The sequence below is a fragment of the Kitasatospora purpeofusca genome, from assembly GCF_034043715.1.
Taxonomy (GTDB): Bacteria; Actinomycetota; Actinomycetes; order Streptomycetales; family Streptomycetaceae; genus Kitasatospora; species Kitasatospora purpeofusca_A.
The window spans coordinates 39,533-59,263 of the sequence record NZ_JAXCLC010000016.1 but is presented as its reverse complement, the minus strand read 5'-3'; the positions used below and the strand labels follow the sequence as shown (position 1 = coordinate 59,263).

The following is a 19,731-nucleotide window of genomic DNA, read 5'->3' as shown; positions in this document are numbered from 1 at the left end:
GAACCGGTCGGTTTACGGCTCGAACTTGTAGCCGAGGCCACGCACCGTGACCAGGTAGCGCGGCGCGCCCGGGTCCGGCTCGATCTTCGCCCGCAGGCGCTTGACGTGGACGTCCAGCGTCTTGGTGTCGCCGACGTAGTCCGCGCCCCAGACCCGGTCGATCAGCTGCATCCGGGTGAGCACCCGGCCGGCGTTGCGCAGCAGCATCTCCAGCAGGTCGAACTCCTTGAGCGGGAGGTCGACCTTGGCGCCGTCCACGGTCACCACGTGCCGGTCGACGTCCATCCGGACCGGCCCCGCCTCCAGGGCGCCGGGGCCGCCGCCGTCGCCGGGGCCCTCGTTCTCGCCGCGGCGGCGCAGCACCGCGCGGATCCGGGCGACCAGCTCACGGGTGGAGTAGGGCTTGGTGACATAGTCGTCCGCGCCTATCTCCAGCCCGACCACCTTGTCGATCTCGCTGTCCTTGGCGGTGACCATGATCACCGGCACATTGGAGCGGACCCGAAGCTGGCGGCAGACCTCGGTGCCGGGCAGCCCCGGCAGCATCAGGTCGAGCAGGACGAGGTCGGCGCCGTTCCGTTCGAACTGCTCCAGGGCGTCGGGGCCGGTGGCGGCGATGGCCACCTCGAAGCCTTCCTTGCGGAGCATGTACGAGAGAGCGTCGCTGAACGACTCCTCGTCCTCGACCACCAGTACTCGGGTCACGATCAGGCCTCCGGGGCAAGCTGTGGGGTTGTTTCTGACAAGGACTGCGGGAACCCGCCCACCAGGGGCCGGTCCACGGGGGCCTGCCCTGCGGGCAGGCGGACGGTGAAGGTGGAGCCCTGGCCCTCGACGCTCCACACCGAGACGGTGCCGCCGTGGGAGGCGGCCACGTGCTTGACGATCGACAGACCGAGACCGGTGCCGCCGGTCTGCCGGGAGCGCGCCGGGTCCACCCGGTAGAACCGTTCGAAGACCCGCTCGCGGTCCTTCTCCGAGATGCCGATGCCCTGGTCGGTCACGGAGATCTCGATGAGTTCGCCGTCGGCCTCGCCCAGGGCGGCGGCGCTGGAGATCCTGCGGGTGGCGATCGCGACCCTGGTCCGGGGCGGGCTGTAGTTGACCGCGTTCTCGACCAGGTTGCCGAGTGCGGCGGCCAGCTGGCCCCGGTTGCCGTGCAGGTAGAGGCCGGCGATGCCGCCGGCCGCGATCAGGATCTGCTTGGCGGCGGCCTGCTGGCGGCAGCGGTCGATCGCCTCGGCGATCAGCTCGTCCACCGCGACCGGTTCCGGGTCGACCATCAGCCGGTCGTCCTGCACCCGGGAGAGGTCGATGATCTCCTGGACCAGGCTGGCCAGCCTGGTCGCCTCGATCTGCATCCGGCCGGCGAAGCGCTGCACCGCCTCCGGGTCGTCGGCCGCGTCGGCGACCGCCTCGGAGAGCAGCGAGAGCGCGCCGACCGGGGTCTTGAGCTCGTGGCTGACATTGGCCACGAAGTCCCGGCGGACGGCCTCCACCCGGCGGCGCTCGGTCTGGTCCTCGACCAGCACCAGGACCAGCCGGGAGCCCAGCGGGGCGACCCGGACCGAGACCGCCAGCGGGTCGGCGGCCCGTGCCGCGCCCGGGCGGGGCAGCTCCAGCTCGATCTGCCGGATCTCGCCGTCCCGGCGGGTGCCCCTGGCCAGCGCGAGCAGTTGGTCCACGGCGACCGCGCCACCGCGGACCAGGCCCATCGCGTACGCCGCCGAGCTGGCCTTGACCACCTCGTCGCCCTCGCCGAGCACGATCGCGCAGGAGCGCAGCACGGAGAGGACCGTGTCGACGCCCGGCGGGAGCGGGGGTTCCTGCACGGGGCCGAGGCCCTGATTCCGATTGGTGCCGCCGCGCCTGCCCTTCGCCTGCTCGCGTTCGCTCCAACGGAAAGCGATCGAGGCCGTGAGGCCGACGCCGAGCCCGGCTATGGCGCAGGCAGCGGCGGCGGCCACGTTCACGTCCATAGCGCCAGCCTAAGCGCACGATGCGGCCGCTCCCCCAGGGCCGGGTCAAGGGATCGACCGCGCGTTGCCGAGAATTCACCTTCAAGTAGCTGCTGATTCACCGGACAGGCCGTGGGCGGTCGCCCGGACGGCCCAGAGTGGGCAGCGGAGCCCGTGTGGGACGGGTGGCCCGGCCGAACAGCCGTCCGCCACCCCGGGTGCGCGCGTACGATGCGCGCCACCAGCAGCGGTCATTGGTGCGCCGTTCGGACGGTCGTACCGAGGACCGGTCGGCACCGCCACCGACACAGCTACTGAGGAGAGAACAATGCGCGACGCGTACCACGAGGAACTCGACTCGATCGGCGACAGCCTGGTCGAGATGGCCCGGCTGGTCGGCTCCGCTCTCGGGCGCGCCACCACCGCGCTCCTCGACGCGGACCTGGCGCTGGCGGAGAGCGTGATCGCCGCCGACGGCAAGGTCAACGACCTGCACCACGACCTGGAGAACCGGGCGATCGACCTGCTCGCCCGCCAGCAGCCGGTCGCCACGGACCTGCGGATCGTCGTGACCTCGCTGCGGATGAGCGCCGACCTGGAGCGCTGCGGTGACCTCGCCCGCCATGTCGCCAAGGTCGCGCGGCTGCGCTACCCCGAGTGCGCCGTCCCGGCCGACCTGCACTCGACCGTCCTGGAGCTGGGCCAGCTCGCCCAGCGGCTGGTGGCCAAGGCCGGCCTGGTGATCGCCACCAAGGACGTCGACAAGGCGCTGGAGCTGGAGCAGGACGACGACGCGATCGACGCGCTGCACCGCGAGCTGTTCGCGCACCTCATCGACGACCGCTGGCACCACGGCATCGAGACCGCGGTGGACGTCACCCTGGTCGGCCGCTACTACGAGCGCTTCGCCGACCACGCCGTCTCGGTGGCCAAGCGCGTGGTGTACCTGGTGACCGGCGAGCACGTGGCCGAGTTCGTCGCCGCCTCCGAGGCAGCGGCCCAGCTCGACTGACCTTCCGGCGGACGCCCGTTGCGGTCGGCGCCCGGCCCCGGGAACGGCTAAACCCCGACCGAGGGTGGTGGGGAAGCACACCTGCGTGGACTCCCCACCACCGCGCGCCCGTTGACGCCTCCTCCGGTCGGCGGTTTCACTCGATCCCGTGGGCACCGAAGCGTGCCCGTCAGAAGGAGGGGTCCGCGCGATGAAGGCAAACCCGACCGGCCCGGCATCGGCTCCCGACACCGTAGAACCGCCCACCCCCGGGCTGCTTCCCGTCCTCGCCGCCGGGTGCGGCTGCGGTCCGGGCTGCGGCTGCGGCTGCCAGTCCGGCGCGCCCTGCCAGTGCGGCGGGGTCGACGGCGGCTGCTGCGGCCACTGAGAGGCGTCCGGCCCGTCCGCTCCGCCGGACCCGTCCCCGGTGCCGCCGCGGAGCTCCGGGGTGCCCGGCCGCCGTGGGAGACGGCCGCGCACCCCGGACTCCGCACCGCCGGGACGCCGACGGGGTCCACCGGAGCGACCGGCGTCAGAACCTGACGTCGGTGCAGGAGTAGAAGGCGTTGCCGGTGTCCGCGATCTCCCAGACCGCGACGACCACCTGGTGCCCGGTCCGACCGCCCGGCAGGGTCGCGGTGTGGCTGAGGGTGCTGGGCACCTGCGTGCCGTTGTAGGGGACGTTCAGGAACGGGGTCGGCTCCAGGTCGGCCCGGGTGATCTTCCGGGTGGCGTCGTAGCCCGCCCCGGTCAGGTAGTACTTGAAGCCGGTCGTGGCGTGCCGGGCGGTGAACTTCCAGGTGAAGGTGAGCCGTTGGCCCGCCGAGACGGCCGTGGTCGGCCAGCCGCCGCCGCGCGGGTCGTCCAGTTCGGCGAACCGGCTGTTGCCGCCGGCGCAGATCGTGCCGTCGGCCGGACCTCTGCTCGGGAAGCCCTTCGGCCCCTCGACGCTCTGCGGCTCCCACTGGATCGCGCCGCAGTCCTTCACGGTGCCCGCCGCGCAGAGCGCGGCCCGGCTGGGCGGGGTGCTGATGTAGCCGTGCGACCGGGCCGGCAGGGCGACCGCGACCGGCACCGACAGGGCGGCGATCACGGCTCCGACGACATGGCGTGTGCGCATGGTGCTCCTCCGTGGGGGTGGGTGGAGAGTGCGCCGGGCGCGGACACGCGCGCGTGGGGGGCTCGACATGCCTGCGCCGGGTCGGTGCTCACACGGTAGGAGCCGCCACCGGGGCCGTCAATGGTCTGAACCACTTTCGCGGACCGGCTCAACTCCTCGCCACCACCAGGAAGTTGAACGCGAAAGGCCCCACTCCCGGACACCGGGAGCGGGGCCCTCGACGGCCGTTCCGGGTTACTTCTTGCCCTGGTTCTTGACCGCCTCGATCGCGGCGGCGGCAGCGTCCGGGTCGAGGTAGCGGCCGCCGGGGACGGTCGGCCTGAAGTCGGCGTCCAGCTCGTAGACCAGCGGGATGCCGGTCGGGATGTTCAGGCCCGCGATGTCGGCGTCGGAGATGCCGTCGAGGTGCTTGACCAGCGCGCGCAGGCTGTTGCCGTGGGCGGTGACCAGGACCGTCCGGCCTGCGGTGAGGTCCGGGACGATGGCGTCGTACCAGTACGGCAGCATCCGCTCGACGACGTCCTGGAGGCACTCGGTGCGCGGACGCAGCTCGCTCGGGATCCCGGCGTAGCGGGCGTCACCGGCCTGCGAGTACTCGGAGTCGTCGGCCAGCACCGGCGGCGGGGTGTCGTACGAGCGGCGCCAGAGCTGGAACTGCTCCTCGCCGAACTCCGCCAGGGTCTGGGCCTTGTCCTTGCCCTGGAGCGCGCCGTAGTGCCGCTCGTTCAGGCGCCAGCTGCGGCTGACCGGGATCCAGTGGCGGTCGGCCTTGTCCAGGGCGATCTGCGAGGTCCGGATGGCACGGCGCAGCAGCGAGGTGTGCAGGACGTCCGGGAGGTAGCCCTCGGCGGCGAGCAGCTCTCCGCCGCGCGCGGCCTCCTTCTCGCCCTTCTCGTTGAGGTCGACGTCGACCCAACCGGTGAACAGGTTCTTCTGGTTCCACTCGCTCTCGCCGTGGCGGAGCAGGATGAGTCGGTACGTCGTGTCAGCCATGGCGCCCAGCTTAGTGGAGCCCGCTAAAACCCCTGGTGGGCGGCTCCCCTGACGAGTAAGGTGTGCATCGTATCAGTGACACTTACCTACTCGCCGAGCGGTCCTGCCCGCGCGCTCGGCGGTCGGCCGCCTGCCCGGGAGCCCCCACATGCCCGTTCTTGTCCCAGCCCGCATGGCCAGAGGCGTCGTCGAAGCCATGAGCGGACTGCCGCGGCAGTTCTGGTGGCTCTGGACCAGCACCCTGATCAACAAGCTGGGCGCGTTCGTGGTGACGTTCCTGGCACTCTACTTGACCACCGAGCGCGGCTACTCGGCCTCCTACGCGGGGCTGGTCGCCTCGCTGTTCGGCCTGGGCTCGGCGATCGCCTCGCTCGTCGCCGGGGTACTGAGCGACCGGATCGGACGGCGGCCGACGCTGGTCGCCGCGCAGCTCGGGACCGCGCTGTTCACCGCGGTGCTCGGCTTCACCGACGGCCAGGTGGCCATCGCGGTGGTCGCCTTCCTGGTCGGCTTCTGCAACAACGCGACCCGGCCCGCCACCTCGGCGATCATCGCGGACATCGTGCCCGCCGAGCACCGGGTCCGCGCCTTCGCGCTGAACTACTGGGCGATCAACATCGGCTTCGGCCTCTCCGCGGCGGCGGCCGGACTGATCGCCACCCACGGCTACCTCACGCTCTTCCTGCTGGACGCGCTCTCCACGGTGATCTGCGCGGTGGTCATCTTCGTCCGCATCCCGGAGACCAAGCCCGACACGCCCGCCCTGACCGCGGACGACGCGAGGGCGCGGCCGAGGATCGGCCTCGTCGCGGTCTTCCGGGACGGCCGCTTCATGGCGGTGGTGGCGCTCAACCTGCTGCTCGCCCTGGTCGCCCAGCAGGGCTCCACCACGCTGGCCGTGGACATGGGCCGGGCCGGCATCACCTCCACCCAGTACGGCTTGGTGATCGGCCTCAACGGCCTGCTGATCGTGGTGCTCCAGATCCCGCTCACCCGGTGGATGGAACGCCGGGACCGGACCGCACTGCTCGTCGCCAGCGCACTGTTCATCGGCTGGGGCTTCGGACTGACCTCGCTGGCCGGTTCCTCGGCCTGGTTCTACGCCCTCACCGTCGTGGTCTGGACGCTCGGCGAGATCCTGAACGCGCCGACCATGATGGGCCTGGTCGCCGAGCTGTCGCCGGCCGAGGCACGGGGGCGCTACCAGGGCGTCTACTCGCTCTCCTGGTCGCTCGCCTCCTGCCTCGGGCCGGCCGCGGGCGGGGTGCTGCTGGAGCGGGCCGGCAGCGGGGTGATGTGGGGGGCGTGCGCGGTGCTCGGCACGGTCGCCGCGGGCGGGTACGTGCTGCTCGGCCGACGGCCGGGGGCGGCGCTGGCGAAGTCCGACGTGCTGGGGACGGGAACGGTGCGGGTGGTCCCGACGGAGACCGCCGCGCCGGAGCGGGCCGCGACGGGCGGCTGAGCGTTCCGGCCCGGCCGGCGTCGGTTTGCTACTCGGCGGCGGGCGCCGCGGCGGCGTCCGTAGCAGCGGCGTCCGTAGCAGCGGTGTCCGTCGCGGGCGCGGCGAGGTGGGCGAAGGCCGCCAGGTTGCGGGTCGACTCCCCGCGCTTGGTCCGCCACTCCCACTCCCGCCGGATCGCGGTGGCGAAGCCCAGCTCCAGCAGCGTGTTGAACGGCTCGTCGGCGTTCTCCAGCACCGTCCCCAGCAACCGGTCCACGGTGTCCGGGGTCAGCGCCTCCAGCGGCAGCCGGCCCGCCAGGTAGACGTCGCCGAGCCGGTCGACCGCGTACGCCACGCCGTACAGGCGGGTGTTGCGCTCCAGCAGCCAGCGGTAGACGGCCTCGTGGTTCTCGTCCGGGCGCCGGACCACGAAGGCGTTGACCGAGAGGGTGTGGTCACCGATCCGCAGCGCACACGTGGTGCTCAGCTTCCGGGTGCCCGGGAGGGCCGCCACCAGGGTGTACGGGTCGGCGGGGGCCGGCTCCCAGGCCACCCCGGCCTCGTCCAGGGCGGTGCGCAGGAGGGTCAGGGCCTCGTCCTTGGTGCGGAATGCCATGGAGCTGACGTTACTCGGGGGTACGGCCGCGCGCAGCAGCGCCCGTCGGGACCGGGCGCGACGGGCCCGGCGCCCCCGCGCCCCCCGGCCGCTCAGGCGAGCAGGCGAGCAGGCGAGCAGGCGAGCAGGACGCTCAGGCGAGCAGCCTGCGGGCCCCGGTCAGCCGGCCGGCCGGGCGGGCCAGGGTCCCGGCGTACACCTCGGCCGTGGTCGCGGCCGCGGTCTCCCAGCCGAACCCGGCCGCGTGCCGCGCCGCCGCGGCGCCCCGCCGGGCCACCAGCTCCGGATCGACGACGTAGGGCTCCAGCGCCCGCGACCAGTCCGCCGGGTCGTGGCCGTGCACCAGGGTGCCCGTCGAACCGTCCCGGACCGCGACCGGCAGGCCGCCCACCGCGGCCGCGACCACCGGTGTGCCACAGGCCTGCGCCTCCAGCGCGACCAGCCCGAAGGACTCGCTGTACGAGGGCATCACCAGCGCTGTCGCGGCCCGGTACCACTCGGCGAGCATCGCCTGGCCGACCGGCGGGTGGAAGCGCACCACGTCGCCGATCCCGAGCTGGGCGGCCAGCTTGTGCAGGCTCTCCGGACGGGCCAGGCCGGTGCCGGACGGGCCGCCGACCACCGGCACCACCAGCCGCTCGCGCAGCTCCGGACGCCGCTCCAGCAGCACCGCGACCGCGCGCAGCAGCACGTCCGGGGCCTTCAACGGCTGGATCCGGCCGGCGAAGAGCAGCACCGCCGCGTCGGCGGGCAGTCCCAGCCGGGCCCGGGCCGCGCGGCGGGCCTCCGCCGCCGCCGGGGCGCCCGCCCCGCCGGGGCGGAAGACGTCCAGGTTGACGCCCGGGTGGACCACGGCCAGCTGCTCGGGGCGGGCCGCGTAGAAGCGGGCCAGCTCGGCGGCCTCCTCGGTGGTGTTGGCGATCAGCCGGTCGGCCGCCTCCACCACCTGGGTCTCGCCGATCACCCGGGCCGCCGGCTCGGGGGTGTCGCCCTCGGCCAGCGCCGCGTTCTTCACCTTCGCCATGGTGTGCATGGTGTGCACCAGCGGGACGCCCCAGCGCTGCGCGGCCAGCCAGCCGACCTGGCCGGAGAGCCAGTAGTGCGAGTGGACCAGGTCGTAGTGCCCGGGCCGGTGGCCGGCCTCGGTGCGCAGCACCCCGTGGGTGAAGGCGCACAGCTGGGCCGGCAGGTCCTCCTTCACCAGGCCCTCGTACGGACCGGCCGTGACGTGCCGCACCAGCACGCCCGGGGCCAGCTCCACGGTGGGCTCGTCGTCCGAGCAGATCGACCGGGTGAAGACCTCGACCTCGATGTTGAGCGCGGCCAGGCGCTTGGCCAGCTCCACGATGTAGACGTTCATGCCGCCCGCGTCGCCCGTGCCCGGCTGGTGCAGCGGGGAGGTGTGGACGCTGAGCATGGCTATCCGGCGCGGGCGGCGCCGGCCGGCCTGGACGAGCGACTGGAGCCGGCCGCGCGCGGGCGTGGCCGGCTGGGCACGGCGTACCGAACGGACGGGGTGCTGGATCACCTGGCTGAAGCCTCCTCGTGTGCTGCCCGCCTCGCAGCCCTTGCCTGCTGCCTGCTTGCTGCTGTTCGGCGTGTGCGCCGCCGCCCGCGCCACCCGGCCGGACGCTCGCCGGGGCACGCGTCGGCCTGCCGCCCCGTCCGGGCACACATCACCAACAGTCTCCCAACCACGCGATCGGCGACCGGCATTCCCGGGTCGCCGCATGAGATGGCCCACGTGGCCGGGGGCCGGTGCCCGTGGGCCCGGTGCGTACCCGTGCGAACCCGTGCGAACCCGTGCGAACCCGGCCCGGGCCCGGTCCGGACTTCGTCGCGCGACGCCCGCGGGCCCGCCCCGGGGCTCCGCCGACCCGCCTCCGTACCGGCCCGCCGTCCGGCTGTGGCCGGGCCCGTACCCTGAGGGACATGGCCGCCTCCTCCTTCGATTCCGCGACCGCGCCCGCCCGCGGACCGGCCCGGCGGCCGGTGGGCACCGTGACCCGGGGCACCACCAACACCAACCGGCTGCGGCGGATGGACCGCTGGATCGCCCACACGCTCGGGCCCGCGCTGCGGTCCGCCGACCGCCCGCCGACCGCCGTCGACCTCGGGTACGGCGCCGCCCCGTGGACGGCGGTCGAGCTGTCCGGGCGGCTGCGGACGGTGCGGCCGGACGTCCGGGTGGTCGGGATCGAGATCGAGCCGGCCCGGGTCGCCGCGGCGCTGCGGTACGCGGTGCCGCCGCTGCTGACCTTCCGGCGCGGCGGCTTCGAGGTCCCGCTGGACGGCGGCGGGTCCGCCCAGCTGATCCGGGCCGCCAATGTGCTGCGCCAGTACGACGAGTCCCAGGTGGCCTCGGTCTGGGAGCGGCTGTGCGCCCGGCTGTCCCCGGACGGGCTGCTGGTCGAGGGCACCTGCGACGAGATCGGCCGCCGACACGTCTGGGTGGCACTCGGCCCGGAGGGGCCCAGGACGGTCACCTTCGCGGCCCGGCTGGGCGGCCTCGACCGGCCGTCCGACCTGGCCGAACGCCTGCCGAAGGCGCTGATCCACCACAACGTGCCGGGCCGGCCGGTGCACGCGTTCCTCCGCGACTTCGACCGCGCCTGGGCCGCGGCCGCGCCCTACGGGGCGTTCGGCGCCCGGCAGCGCTGGGTGGCCGCGTGCACCGCGCTGGCCGGGGCCTGGCCGCTGGTGGACGCGCGCGGCCGGTGGCGGCAGGGGGAGGCCACCCTGCCCTGGACGGCCCTGGCTCCTTAGGGGGCGGGCGGGCGGTTCCCGCCGCAGGGCGACGCCGGGCATCCACCAGCCTCAGCCCCGGACGCGGCCCCGGACGCGCAGCTCACCGAGCGGGCAGGTCATCGCACGGGCAGCTCACCGAGCGGGCAGCTCACCGAGCGATCACGAGCGAGTCCACGGATTCACTCGAACGAGTTATCGAATATCTCTGGCGTGTTGACGCCCCGTCACGCCACCATGGGAGCACCCGGTCAGCACCTCACTCCTGCCCCGTCAGTCCCAGCTCCCGTCCGACGCCGGCGAAGATTTCGTACATCTCCGCCCCGAACAGCACGAACCGCACCTCCTCCGGCCCGTCCTCGCGCTCCGCCACCACCGCCGCGACGGTCCCGAGCGCGATCCTGGCCGCATCCGCCGGCGGCCACCCGAAGATCCCGGCCGACACCGCCGGGAAGGCCACCGTGCGCGCGCCCAGCTCCGCCGCCACCCGGAGCGACTCGCGGTAGCAGGAGGCCAGCAGCTCCGCCCGCTCCTCGTACTCGTCCGCCAGATGGACCGGCCCCACGGTGTGCACCACCCAGCGGGCCGGGAGGTCACCGGCCGTGGTCGCCACCGCCTGCCCGGTGGCCAGCCCCCGCCCGTACCGTGAGGCCCGTAGCTCGCGGCACTCCGCCAGGATCCGAGGTCCGCCCCGGCGGTGGATCGCACCGTCCACCCCACCGCCGCCCAACAGTGAGGAATTCGCGGCGTTCACCACCACGTCCACCTGCTGCGCCGTGATGTCACCCTCGACCAGGGTGATGCGCGTCACCATGTCACAACCCTTCTTCCCGCCCCGTCCAGCGCCCGCCCCACGGGCCACCGCTCGCTTCCCCGCCCCGTCCGTCACACTGCCACCGGCTTGGCACGAACCACAACGGCGCCGGCCGGCCAGAGAAATACCCGGAGATCACGTTATGGTCGCGAGAAGTTCCCCGACGCAGGGTGCCGAGCGGGCACCGCGGACGGACCTCGGCCGTTACGCACTCGGGGAAAGGGAGGATCAGTCGATGCCCGCAACGGGAGACGGGCGGGCACCTGGTGCCCCGGGCTCGCCGGGCGCCCCGGGCGGTGCCCGGCCCGGGCACGCCCAGGACCGGTCGGACCGCGCCGCCAAGGCCACCGCGCCGATACCCCGTCCCCGGTCGAAGGCCACCGCCGGACCGGCCTCGACCACCACCCCCGCCAGCGCCCCGCTCAAACTGCTGGTCATCGAGGACGACGCCACCGACGCCCGGCTGCTCAAGGCCGCGGTCGCCGACAGCGGCGCCCCGATCGAGATCCACTGGACCCGCGGCCTCGACCAGGCCTTCGGGCTGCTCGCCCCCACCTCGTCCGGCTCCCGGCGCAGCCGGTCGCGCGGCGGCGATTCCGGCCGCGGCGGCGACTTCAGCTGCGTCCTGCTCGACCTCGCCGCGCCCGCCGACCTGCCCCACCCCTCCGATCCGTCCGACGGTCTGGAAGGGCTGCACGAGCTACTCCGCCGGGCACCGCACACCGCCGTCGTGGTGCTCACCGACGCCGCCGGCGCCCAACTCGGAGCGGCCGCCGTGGCCGCCGGCGCCCAGGACTTCCTGATCAAGCACGAGACCGACGGCCCGCTGCTCGCCCGCGCCCTGCGGTACGCCGTCGAACGCAAGCGCGCCGACGAGTCGCAGCGCCGGCTCGTCGAGGCCGAGCTGCGCGGCCAGGAGAACGCCCGCCTCCAGCGCCATCTGCTCCCCACCCCGCTGCTCGACGGCGCGAACCTCTCCTTCACCCGCCGCTACCGGCCCGGCCGCCGCCGCGCCCTGCTCGGCGGCGACTTCTACGACGCGGTCCGCACCGACGACGGCACCGTCCACGTGGTGATCGGGGACGTCTGCGGCCACGGACCGGACGAGGCCGCGCTCGGGGTGGCGCTCCGGATAGCGTGGCGCACCCTGGTCTTCGCCGGCCTCACCGGCGAGACCCTGCTGACCACCCTCCAGCACGTCCTGGAGCACGAACGGCGCAGCGACGAGATCTTCGCGACGCTCTGCATGCTGGTCATCGAGCCGGCCGACGCCAGCGCCCCCGGGGCCGTCGAACGGGCCCGGCTCTACCTCGCCGGGCATCCCCCGCCGCTGCTGCTCGGCGAGGGCCACACCCCGATCGGCCTCCCCGCCGAGCACGCCGGCCCCGCCCTCGGACTGCTCCCCTGCGACGACGGCCAGGCCGTCTGGCCGGCGCACACCTTGGAGCTGCCCCTCGGCTGGCGGCTGCTGCTCTACACGGACGGACTGATCGAGGGCCGGATCGGCGCCGGTTCGCGCCGGCTCGGCCAGGACGGCCTGGCCGAGCTGATCGGCGACCACCAGTCCGCCGGGCTCACCCGGGGGCGGCTGGTCGACAGCGCGATCGCCGAGGTCGAGGAGCTGAACGGCGGCGCCCTGACGGACGATGTCGCGGTGCTGCTGCTGGAGCGCAACCCGGCGCAGCTGATCCTGGGCTGACGGCCGGGAGGCGGGCAGCACGGAGCCCCGGCTGTCCGGGCGGGTGGACCCGCCGGACGGACCGGGGCTCGGCCGTTCTCTGCCGTGAGGGCGCTGTCAGGCCCCGTCGCCAGGGCCTGCTACGGCTACCAGGGCCCGTACGGCCCCATGTTGCGCTGGTCGCCCCGGCCGCCGCCCCGGTCGGTGAGCGCGCGGATCGCCGGGCGGACGTCGACCACGTAGACGATCGCGGCGACCAGACCCCCCAGGGTGAGGAAGCTGGTCATGAAGTTGGCGCCGAAGAGCAGGTCCAGACCGAACGCGATACCGAGGATCGCCAGCCAGAAGCCCTTGGTCTTCTTGTCGGCCGCCCGGTACCCGTCCTCCGGACGGGTGGCCGCGTCGACCAGCGCGAACAGCTTGTAGCCCAGGATGGCGACGGCCAGCCACCAGAACGGGTTCAAGTAGTCCAGGATCAGAATCTGGGCCACTCCGCCCATCACGGCCTCCTCTGCGTCTCGCTGCGGCACACCTGCCCGCCCATCCTGGCACGGCGCGGGGTCCACCACGGGGTCGAACGGCCCGGCGGCACCCGACGTGCCCCGGGGTGCCGGACCTCCGGCCCGGCCCGGGAGGAGCTACTCCGCGCTCTTGCGGGACCGGCCGCGCTTCGGGGCGACGGGCGCTTCGTCCTCGACCAGCTCGCCCTCGACCAGCTCGCCCGCCTCGGCGGACTCCGCGTCCACCCGCTCGGCGACCGCCTCGCCCGCACCGGCGACGACCTCGGCGTCGGCGCCACGGCCCCGGTCCACCGCGACCTTGCCGCGCTCGGCCAGCTCGTCGTAGGTCTCCTTGGCCTTGACCGCCAGCTCGACGGCGCGGCCGACCTGCTGGAGGGCGAAGGTCTGCGCCTTCTCCTGCAGTGCCTTCAGGTCGGTCGGCAGGGCGGTCACCGAGCCGCTGACCTTGGCCTGCGCGTCGACCAGCCGGGCCTGGGCCTCGGCCAGCGCGGCGGTGGCCTTCTCCTGGGTGCCCTTGCGGTCGGCCGCGAGTGCCTCCACCCGGCCCGGCACCTCGCGCAGCTTCTCGTAGGCGAGGTCCCCGGCGCCGGCGAGGGCGTAGAGCGGGGTCGGGTCGGTCAGGGTCTTCTTGATGTCGTCCGTGATCGGCATGGCCGGTCCTCCCGTGGTGTTTAGGGTGCCTTGCCCCGGTGCTCGTCCGTACTCACGCCCACGCCCCCGGCCGGACCTTCGACTCCGTCCGCGGCTCCGTCCGCTTTCGTCGCCGGGTCCGCCGCCGCTGCCCTCGCCGGGCCGGCGCCGGACGGCCGCCCGGCGGCGTTCTCCTTGAGGAAGGCGTCGTAGACCGCGAGCAGCGCCTGCTTCTGCCGCTCGTTGATCAGCGGATCGGCCAGGATCGAGGCCCGCAGCTCCAGGCCCTCACCCCGCCGTTCCTCCAGGATTCCGGCCTGGACGTAGAGCGTCTCCGCCGAGATCCGCAGCGCCTTGGCGATCTGCTGCAGGATCTCCGCGCTCGGCTTGCGCAACCCTCGCTCGATCTGGCTGAGGTAGGGGTTGGACACGCCGGCGGCCTCCGCCAGCTGCCGCAGCGAGTACTGCGCATTGCGCCGCTGCTCGCGGATGTACTCGCCCAGCGGGCCGACGTTCAGTGAGGCCATGCGAACACCCTGCCCCACCGCGCTTGCAATTGCAAGCACATTGCTAGCACCAGCAAACGGCCGGCCCGGGACGGGGCTGTCCGGCCTCCATGAAGGTGAACAAGTCTCGGCCGTTCTGCACCGTGACCGCGTGTCTCAGTCGACCTCGGCCAGCTTCTGATCTGTCTCGGTCTTCCTGAGCTGGAGCTCGCGCCCGCACCCTGAACCAGGGACACGCTGGCTTCGCTGCTTCTGGGACGAGGAAGTCGTCTCGTTCTACTTCGAGCTGGAGACCGATGGGCACGCGATCCGGCAAGTCGAGGTGCAGGAGCCCGGAGGCAAGGCCTTGGCCGCCGCCTCGCTGGTCGACCGGCAGGAAGCCCAAGGAGACGGCCGGTCGGCCGAGTACGAAAGCGCCCACGGTCTCACTGCAGGACCGCCCATCTCTGAGTGGGAAGGGCACGACCCACAGTGGTTGTCGGCCAATGAGTTCGAGATCATCTGGTCGACGGACCGTCAGCACTGCAGGATCGTCAGCGATAACCTCCCCTGAGCGCGTGCACCGCCGCGACTCCCGGCTGGGGGAACGGCGGTCTCTACACCTGGACCTACCAGCGGCAGATCCAGTACCTGTTGCTGGCCGGGTGCCTGCGTCGCTCACCACTCGGGCGAGTCACCACGACGTCGTCGTCCTCGCATGAGACCCGGTCCCCCGCTGCGACGAACACCGGCTTGTCGAGTCCGACATGGAAGTCAGAGTGGAGCACGAACTCGCTGAGCAGCAGCATCCGCGGCACTGGAGTAATCCCGTCGAAGTTCACGCGCATGAGCCAAGCATCCCGGAGGATCCGGAGCCGCTGCGACGGGATTTCGGCCCCTTCCTGTCCTCCGCGTCCCGCCACAGGGGCGGACACGGAGGGCAGGAAGCTACAGGTTGAGTGAGACAGGCCAGGACCACCTGTCTCACTCGATCCAAACCATTGCTGGTCGCAGCACCGTCATGGCCCAGCCTCACTGAGATCGGACAGCCGGGTCAGGCGGGGAGGCGGACCGGCATCAGGACGGAGAAGGTGCCGGGGCGGTCGGCGGTGCGGACGGCGAGGGGGGCGATCGGGCCACCGAGTTCGAGGAGCAGCTGCCCCGGGGCGTCGGCCGGGAGGGCCTCGAGGAGGAAGTCGCGGTTGACCGCCACCCGGAGGGCGCCGGCGGCCCCGTCGGCCCCGGCACCCGGGGCGGTGACGGCGAACCGGCCCTCTCCGTCGACGGTCAGCAGGGTGACCTCGCAGGCCGCGCCGTGCGGTCCGGACGGCAGGCTGCTGGTCGCGGCGGACACGAGGGCCGCGCGCAGCTCGGCGGTGGGCAGGCCGATCCGGTGGACCGGCTCCAGCCGGACGAGGGCCCGGTAGTCGGGGTAGTCGTGGTCGAGTGCGGCGCCCTCGATCCGGTGGTCGCCCACCGTGATGTGCACCGTTCCGGCGCCGAACGCCAGCTCCACCGCGTTCGGGGCGGAGCCGAGCAGCGCGCGGACGGCGTCGGCCAGCGCGACCGGCACGACGGCCGACGCGGAAGGCGCGGCAGGTACTGCGGCTGCCACGGACGCGGCGGACTCCTCGGGCACCTCGGGCCCCTCGGGCACCACCGGCACCTCGGCGAGGGCGATCCGGTAGCGGTCGGTGGCGACCAGCCGCAGCAGGCCGCCGTCGAGGTCGAACAGCACGCCGGACAGCACCGGCAGCTCGGGGTCGCCGCCGACGGCGAAGCGGACCGCGTCCAGGGCTTCGGCCAGCTCGCGGGCGGGGACGGTGAAGCGGTGCTCGGCGGGGGTCGTGGTCATGGGGCTCTCCCTCTGGTCGATCAACCGGCGGATCAGGGAGAGTTCGCGGCGTGCGTCGGCGAGGCCGTCCTCCAGCCGGCGCAGGTGCTCGTCCATCAGTCGCTGGGCGGCACCGCTGCCGGGCGCCGCGCCGAGCACGGCCCGGATGCCGGCCAGCGGCAGGCCCACCCGGCGCAGCCTGGCGAGCAGGCGGGCGTCGGCGAGCTGCCCGGGGGCGTACCAGCGGTAGCCGGTGCGCGGGTCGACGCGGGCGGGGGCGAGCACCTCGGCGCCGTCGTAGAAACGCAGGGCGCTGACGCTCAGACCGCTGTCACGGGCCAGTTCGCCGATGCTGCGCAGGTCGCTCTCCATGCCGGGGACTCTGGGGCCTCGACCGGGTCGAGGGTCAAGCGGGGCGGCCGGACCGGCTCCGACGATACCGCCGGCCAACACGCCGGGCTGGATTCCCGTGATTAGTGGTTGAACTTTGAACGAGCTGGGTCTACAGTAGAGACATCAAGTTGAAGCCTAAACAAATGGCTTCGAACCCGAGGAGGAGCCATGGGCCTGTTCAACCGCACCAAGACCACCGACACCGCGACCACCGCCGTCGCCGTCGCCGAGAACCCGGCCGGCCAGGACCTCGGGCTCGGCCACCTGACCGGCGACTGGACCATCGACACCACCCACAGCGAGATCGGCTTCGCCGTCCGCCACGCGATGGTCACCAACGTCAAGGGCCGCTTCACCGAGTACGAGGGCAAGCTGCACCTCGACGGCACCACCCCGACCGACTCCCGCGCCGATCTGGTGATCAAGGTCGCGAGCATCGACACCAACCAGGCCCAGCGTGACGAGCACCTGCGCACCGGCGACTTCTTCGCCGCCGAGAGCTTCCCGGAGATGCGCTTCCGCAGCACCGCCGCCGAGCGCCTGGGCGACGAGTCCTACCGGATGAGCGGCGAGCTGACCATCAAGGACGTCACCCGCCCGATCACCCTGGACCTCGACTTCACCGGCCACGCCGTCGACGCCTACGGTGCCGACCGGGTCGGCTTCGAGGGCAAGGCCGTCCTGGACCGCACCGACTGGGGCCTGACCTACAACGCCGCACTGGAGACCGGCGGCGTGCTGATCGGCGAGAAGGTCAAGCTCACCTTCGACATCTCCGCCGTGAAGGCGGCCTGACCCGGCCGACCTCGATCGCGGGCCCTGCGGCCCCCTCGATCGCGCGGGCGCGCGTCGGCCCCCGGCCGACCGCCCGCCCGCGTCCGACTCCGCCCCTGCCGACCCCCGAGCGGCAGGGGCGGAGTCGTATCCCGCCCCAACAACCCGTCGGGGCGCGGTGATTCCTGATCCGGTGAATCCTGGCGCGGTGAATCCTGGCGCGGTGATTCCTGGTCCGGCGGCTCCTGATCCGCTGATATCCGCTGATATCCGGTGAACCGTGATCCGGTGGGTCCGCTCGGCAGGACGGACCCCGGCTAGACCGCCAGCAGCGCGGCGTCCGGCGCCGGCAGCCAACTGCCCGCCGGGCGGCGCAACCAGGTCTCGCGCGCGCCGAGGTCGGCCGCCGCCGCCAGCAGCGCCGTCAGCCCGGGATGCCGCAGGTCCGGACGGTGCACCAGGCTCACCAGACTGAGCGGGACCGGCTCGACCAGCGGCACGTTCACCGCACCCGGCAGCAACGGACCGCCGACGGTGGTCAGCATCGGGTCGCCGTGCCGGGCCAGGTAGCGGGCCGTCTCGTCCACCCCCACCGGCGGGACCCGCGGTGGCGCCGCGTCCAGACCGTGCTCGTCCAGCAGTCGCCGGCCGAGGTCGGCCCACTCGGTGGTCGCGGGATTGCCCGCGCAGATGTCCACCGGATGCCCGGCCAGGTCGGCGAGCCGCAGGGCCGGCCGTCCGGCCAGCGGGTGGCCGGCCGCCATCATCACCGAGACCGCCTCCAACCTGACCGGCCGCTGGGCGAGTCGGTCCCGCACCCGGGCGGGCAGTCCGGCGTAGCGGCCGAACGACACGTCCAGCCGATGGGCGAGCAGTTCGGTGGCCGCGGCCGCCAGACCGCCGTGGAAACGGGCCAGCAGTTCGCCCTCCGGCCAGGCGGCGCGGGCCCGTTGGAGCAGCCGGTCACTGGTGAGGTCCGGGCCGGTGACGTCGCTGTTGAGGTCGAGCAGCAGCGGCCGGTGCGCGACCCCGGCCAGGATCTCGTCGTGCAGGGCCAGCAGTCGGCGGGCCTTGGGCAGCAACCCGTGCCCGGCGGTGGTGAGTTCGACGCTGCGCGTGGTGCGGAGGAACAGCGTGTCGCCGAGCAGCCGTTCCAGCGTCCGGACATCCCGGCTGAGTGCCTGCTGGGCCACGTGCAGCCGCTCCGCGGCGCGGCCGAAGTGCAGCGTCTCGGCGGTCGCGACGAAGCCGCGCAGCAGGCGGGGGTGCAGGTCGTGGGGCATGGCGGCAGGCTAGCAACGCGCGGCCGACCGGGCCGGGCGGTGCCGTACGGAGAGCACCCGGCCCGGATGAACAGCACTTTGTTGTCAATGCGGCGGAACAGGTGTTGGACCGCGAACGACCGGCGGCCCGAGGCTGGAGCCCTTCCCTTCCCCTCCTCCCCGCGGAGTCCCGTGTTCGCCCCGTACCGACGTCTGTTCACCCGGCCCGGCACCGTCGCCTTCACCCTGGCCGGACTGCTCGGCCGCCTCTCGATGTCGATGACCGGCGTCTCCCTGGTGGTGCTGATCGCCGAACGGCGCGGCTCCTACGCGCTCGCGGGCACCGTCGCCGCGGCCGGGCTGGTCGCCGTGGCGATCGGCATGCCGCTGATCGGCCGGCTCGTCGACCGGTTCGGGCAGGCCAGGGTCACCGTCCCGGCGGTGCTGTACAACCTGGTGCCGCTGTGCGGGCTGCTGCTCTGCGTCCGCCTCGGTGCGCCCGACTGGACGCTCTACCTCTGCTGGGCGGCCGGGTCGGCGGTGCCGAACCTCGGCGGCATGGCGCGGGCCCGCTGGGCGCACCTGCTCCGGGACGCACCGGACGACCGGCACCTCGCCAACTCCCTCGAACAGGCCCTGGACGAGCTCTGCTTCATGACCGGACCGGTGCTCGGCATGGTCCTGTGCACGACGATCGCCCCGGAGGCCGGGATGCTCGCCGCCGGCGGGGCCGGCGCGGGCGGCGCGCTGCTCTTCTCGGCCCAGCGGCGGACCGAGCCGCCGACGGCTGACCGCCCCGCCGTCACCGCCACCGCCACCGCCACCGCCACCGTCGTCGCGGACCGCTCGCCGCTGCGGGTGCCGGCGCTCCGGGTGCTCACCCTGACCTTCCTCAGCACCGGCATGGTCTTCGGCGCGCTCGACCTGACCACCGTCGCGTACGCGGACGCGCTCGGGAACCGGCCGGTCGCGGGCGGGCTGCTGGCCCTGGTGGCGGCCGGCTCCTGCGTGGCGGGGCTGGTGTTCGGCACCCTGCGGCCGACCGGCCCCGCGGGTGCCCGTTTCCTGCGGGGCGTGGCGGCGATGGCGGGGCTCCTGCTCCTGCCGCTCGCCGCCGGGCTGGGCGGCGCGGGGCTCGCACTGCTCGGGGTGGCCCTGTTCGCGGCCGGCACGGGCACCGCGCCGACCATGGTCACCGGCATGACGCTGATCCAGGAGCTGCTGCCGCAAAGGAAGTTGAACGAGGCGATGGCGATCGCGGTGTCCGGGATCATGATCGGCATATCGACCGGCTCGGCACTGGCCGGCACGCTCGCCGAACACGCCGGCCCCGGCGCGGGCTACTGGATCCCGGCGGGGGCGGCGGCACTCGCCCTGCTGATCGCCCTCGCGGGCCGCCGTCACCTGGGCGTCGGCCCCCGGCCTCCGGGTCGGACGGCTTCCGAACCCACTGTCAGTGCCACGCGCTAGCTTTCG

18 protein-coding genes are annotated in these 19,731 nt (G+C 73.5%); 6 read left to right on the top strand and 12 right to left on the bottom strand.

From position 1 onward, the window contains the following. Positions 1-12 precede the first annotated feature (12 nt). Positions 13-705 (bottom strand): response regulator transcription factor, encoded by a 693-nt coding sequence (locus SM793_RS11305; RefSeq protein ID WP_030305055.1) that lies wholly within the window; start codon positions 703-705, stop codon positions 13-15. Between the two features lie 2 nt (positions 706-707). Then, complete coding sequence (locus tag SM793_RS11300; protein ID WP_320437972.1) at positions 708-1,979, bottom strand: sensor histidine kinase; 1,272 nt, start codon at positions 1,977-1,979, stop codon at positions 708-710. A 307-nt stretch (positions 1,980-2,286) separates the two neighbouring features. On the opposite strand from SM793_RS11300, the gene phoU reads away from it, so the two are divergent. Further along, the gene (gene phoU, locus SM793_RS11295; RefSeq protein ID WP_320437971.1) at positions 2,287-2,970 is read left to right on the top strand and encodes a phosphate signaling complex protein PhoU; all 684 of its coding nucleotides are present in this window, start codon (positions 2,287-2,289) and stop codon (positions 2,968-2,970) included. A gap of 511 nt (positions 2,971-3,481) precedes the next feature. Here phoU and SM793_RS11290 read toward each other — a convergent pair. After that, on the bottom strand, positions 3,482-4,069 hold the full coding sequence (locus SM793_RS11290) for a lytic polysaccharide monooxygenase auxiliary activity family 9 protein (RefSeq protein WP_320437970.1): 588 nt from the start codon (positions 4,067-4,069) through the stop codon (positions 3,482-3,484). Between the two features lie 234 nt (positions 4,070-4,303). Then, entirely contained in the window at positions 4,304-5,062 is a 759-nt protein-coding gene (locus SM793_RS11285) for a phosphoglyceromutase (RefSeq protein WP_320437969.1), read from the bottom strand. 196 nt (positions 5,063-5,258) lie between these two features. Between SM793_RS11285 and SM793_RS11280 the strand changes: the two genes are divergently transcribed. Further along, positions 5,259-6,524, top strand: a complete 1,266-nt coding sequence (locus SM793_RS11280; protein ID WP_320437968.1) for an MFS transporter — start codon at positions 5,259-5,261, stop codon at positions 6,522-6,524. A 28-nt stretch (positions 6,525-6,552) separates the two neighbouring features. Here the strand turns inward: SM793_RS11280 and SM793_RS11275 are convergent, their stop codons facing one another. Then, positions 6,553-7,119: a YbjN domain-containing protein gene (locus SM793_RS11275; RefSeq protein ID WP_320437967.1), complete on the bottom strand. Its 567-nt coding sequence runs from the start codon at positions 7,117-7,119 to the stop codon at positions 6,553-6,555. Positions 7,120-7,252: 133 nt separating this feature from the next. Then, positions 7,253-8,644 carry a D-inositol-3-phosphate glycosyltransferase gene (gene mshA / locus SM793_RS11270; protein WP_413815926.1) on the bottom strand — a complete coding sequence of 464 codons (1,392 nt, stop codon included), beginning with the start codon at positions 8,642-8,644 and terminating at the stop codon, positions 7,253-7,255. A 407-nt stretch (positions 8,645-9,051) separates the two neighbouring features. On the opposite strand from mshA, the gene SM793_RS11265 reads away from it, so the two are divergent. Next, a complete protein-coding gene (locus tag SM793_RS11265) occupies positions 9,052-9,885 on the top strand; it encodes a class I SAM-dependent methyltransferase (RefSeq protein ID WP_320437965.1) in 834 nt (277 codons plus the stop codon). 238 nt (positions 9,886-10,123) lie between these two features. On the opposite strand, the gene SM793_RS11260 is transcribed toward SM793_RS11265, so the two are convergent. Then, positions 10,124-10,675: an O-acetyl-ADP-ribose deacetylase gene (locus SM793_RS11260; protein WP_320438027.1), complete on the bottom strand. Its 552-nt coding sequence runs from the start codon at positions 10,673-10,675 to the stop codon at positions 10,124-10,126. 238 nt (positions 10,676-10,913) lie between these two features. On the opposite strand from SM793_RS11260, the gene SM793_RS11255 reads away from it, so the two are divergent. Then, a complete protein-coding gene (locus SM793_RS11255; protein ID WP_320437964.1) occupies positions 10,914-12,377 on the top strand; it encodes a PP2C family protein-serine/threonine phosphatase in 1,464 nt (487 codons plus the stop codon). 125 nt (positions 12,378-12,502) lie between these two features. Here SM793_RS11255 and SM793_RS11250 read toward each other — a convergent pair whose 3' ends face one another. The 4 genes from SM793_RS11250 to SM793_RS11235 all read right to left on the bottom strand — a co-directional run bounded on the left by SM793_RS11250 (position 12,503) and on the right by SM793_RS11235 (position 16,198). Beyond that, positions 12,503-12,856, bottom strand: a complete 354-nt coding sequence (locus SM793_RS11250) for a DUF2516 family protein (protein ID WP_320437963.1) — start codon at positions 12,854-12,856, stop codon at positions 12,503-12,505. Between the two features lie 138 nt (positions 12,857-12,994). Then, positions 12,995-13,528 carry a hypothetical protein gene (locus SM793_RS11245; RefSeq protein ID WP_320437962.1) on the bottom strand — a complete coding sequence of 178 codons (534 nt, stop codon included), beginning with the start codon at positions 13,526-13,528 and terminating at the stop codon, positions 12,995-12,997. 20 nt (positions 13,529-13,548) lie between these two features. Next, positions 13,549-14,034, bottom strand: a complete 486-nt coding sequence (locus SM793_RS11240) for a helix-turn-helix transcriptional regulator (protein ID WP_320437961.1) — start codon at positions 14,032-14,034, stop codon at positions 13,549-13,551. Positions 14,035-15,046: 1,012 nt separating this feature from the next. Further along, positions 15,047-16,198 carry a MerR family transcriptional regulator gene (locus SM793_RS11235; protein ID WP_320437960.1) on the bottom strand — a complete coding sequence of 384 codons (1,152 nt, stop codon included), beginning with the start codon at positions 16,196-16,198 and terminating at the stop codon, positions 15,047-15,049. 189 nt (positions 16,199-16,387) lie between these two features. On the opposite strand from SM793_RS11235, the gene SM793_RS11230 reads away from it, so the two are divergent. Beyond that, the gene (locus SM793_RS11230) at positions 16,388-17,014 is read left to right on the top strand and encodes a YceI family protein (protein ID WP_320437959.1); all 627 of its coding nucleotides are present in this window, start codon (positions 16,388-16,390) and stop codon (positions 17,012-17,014) included. Positions 17,015-17,310: 296 nt separating this feature from the next. Here SM793_RS11230 and SM793_RS11225 read toward each other — a convergent pair whose 3' ends face one another. Next, the gene (locus SM793_RS11225) at positions 17,311-18,276 is read right to left on the bottom strand and encodes a LysR family transcriptional regulator (RefSeq protein WP_320437958.1); all 966 of its coding nucleotides are present in this window, start codon (positions 18,274-18,276) and stop codon (positions 17,311-17,313) included. A gap of 171 nt (positions 18,277-18,447) precedes the next feature. Here SM793_RS11225 and SM793_RS11220 point away from each other — a divergent pair, with 171 nt between their 5' ends. Then, positions 18,448-19,725 carry an MFS transporter gene (locus SM793_RS11220; RefSeq protein WP_320437957.1) on the top strand — a complete coding sequence of 426 codons (1,278 nt, stop codon included), beginning with the start codon at positions 18,448-18,450 and terminating at the stop codon, positions 19,723-19,725. Positions 19,726-19,731 lie beyond the last annotated feature (6 nt).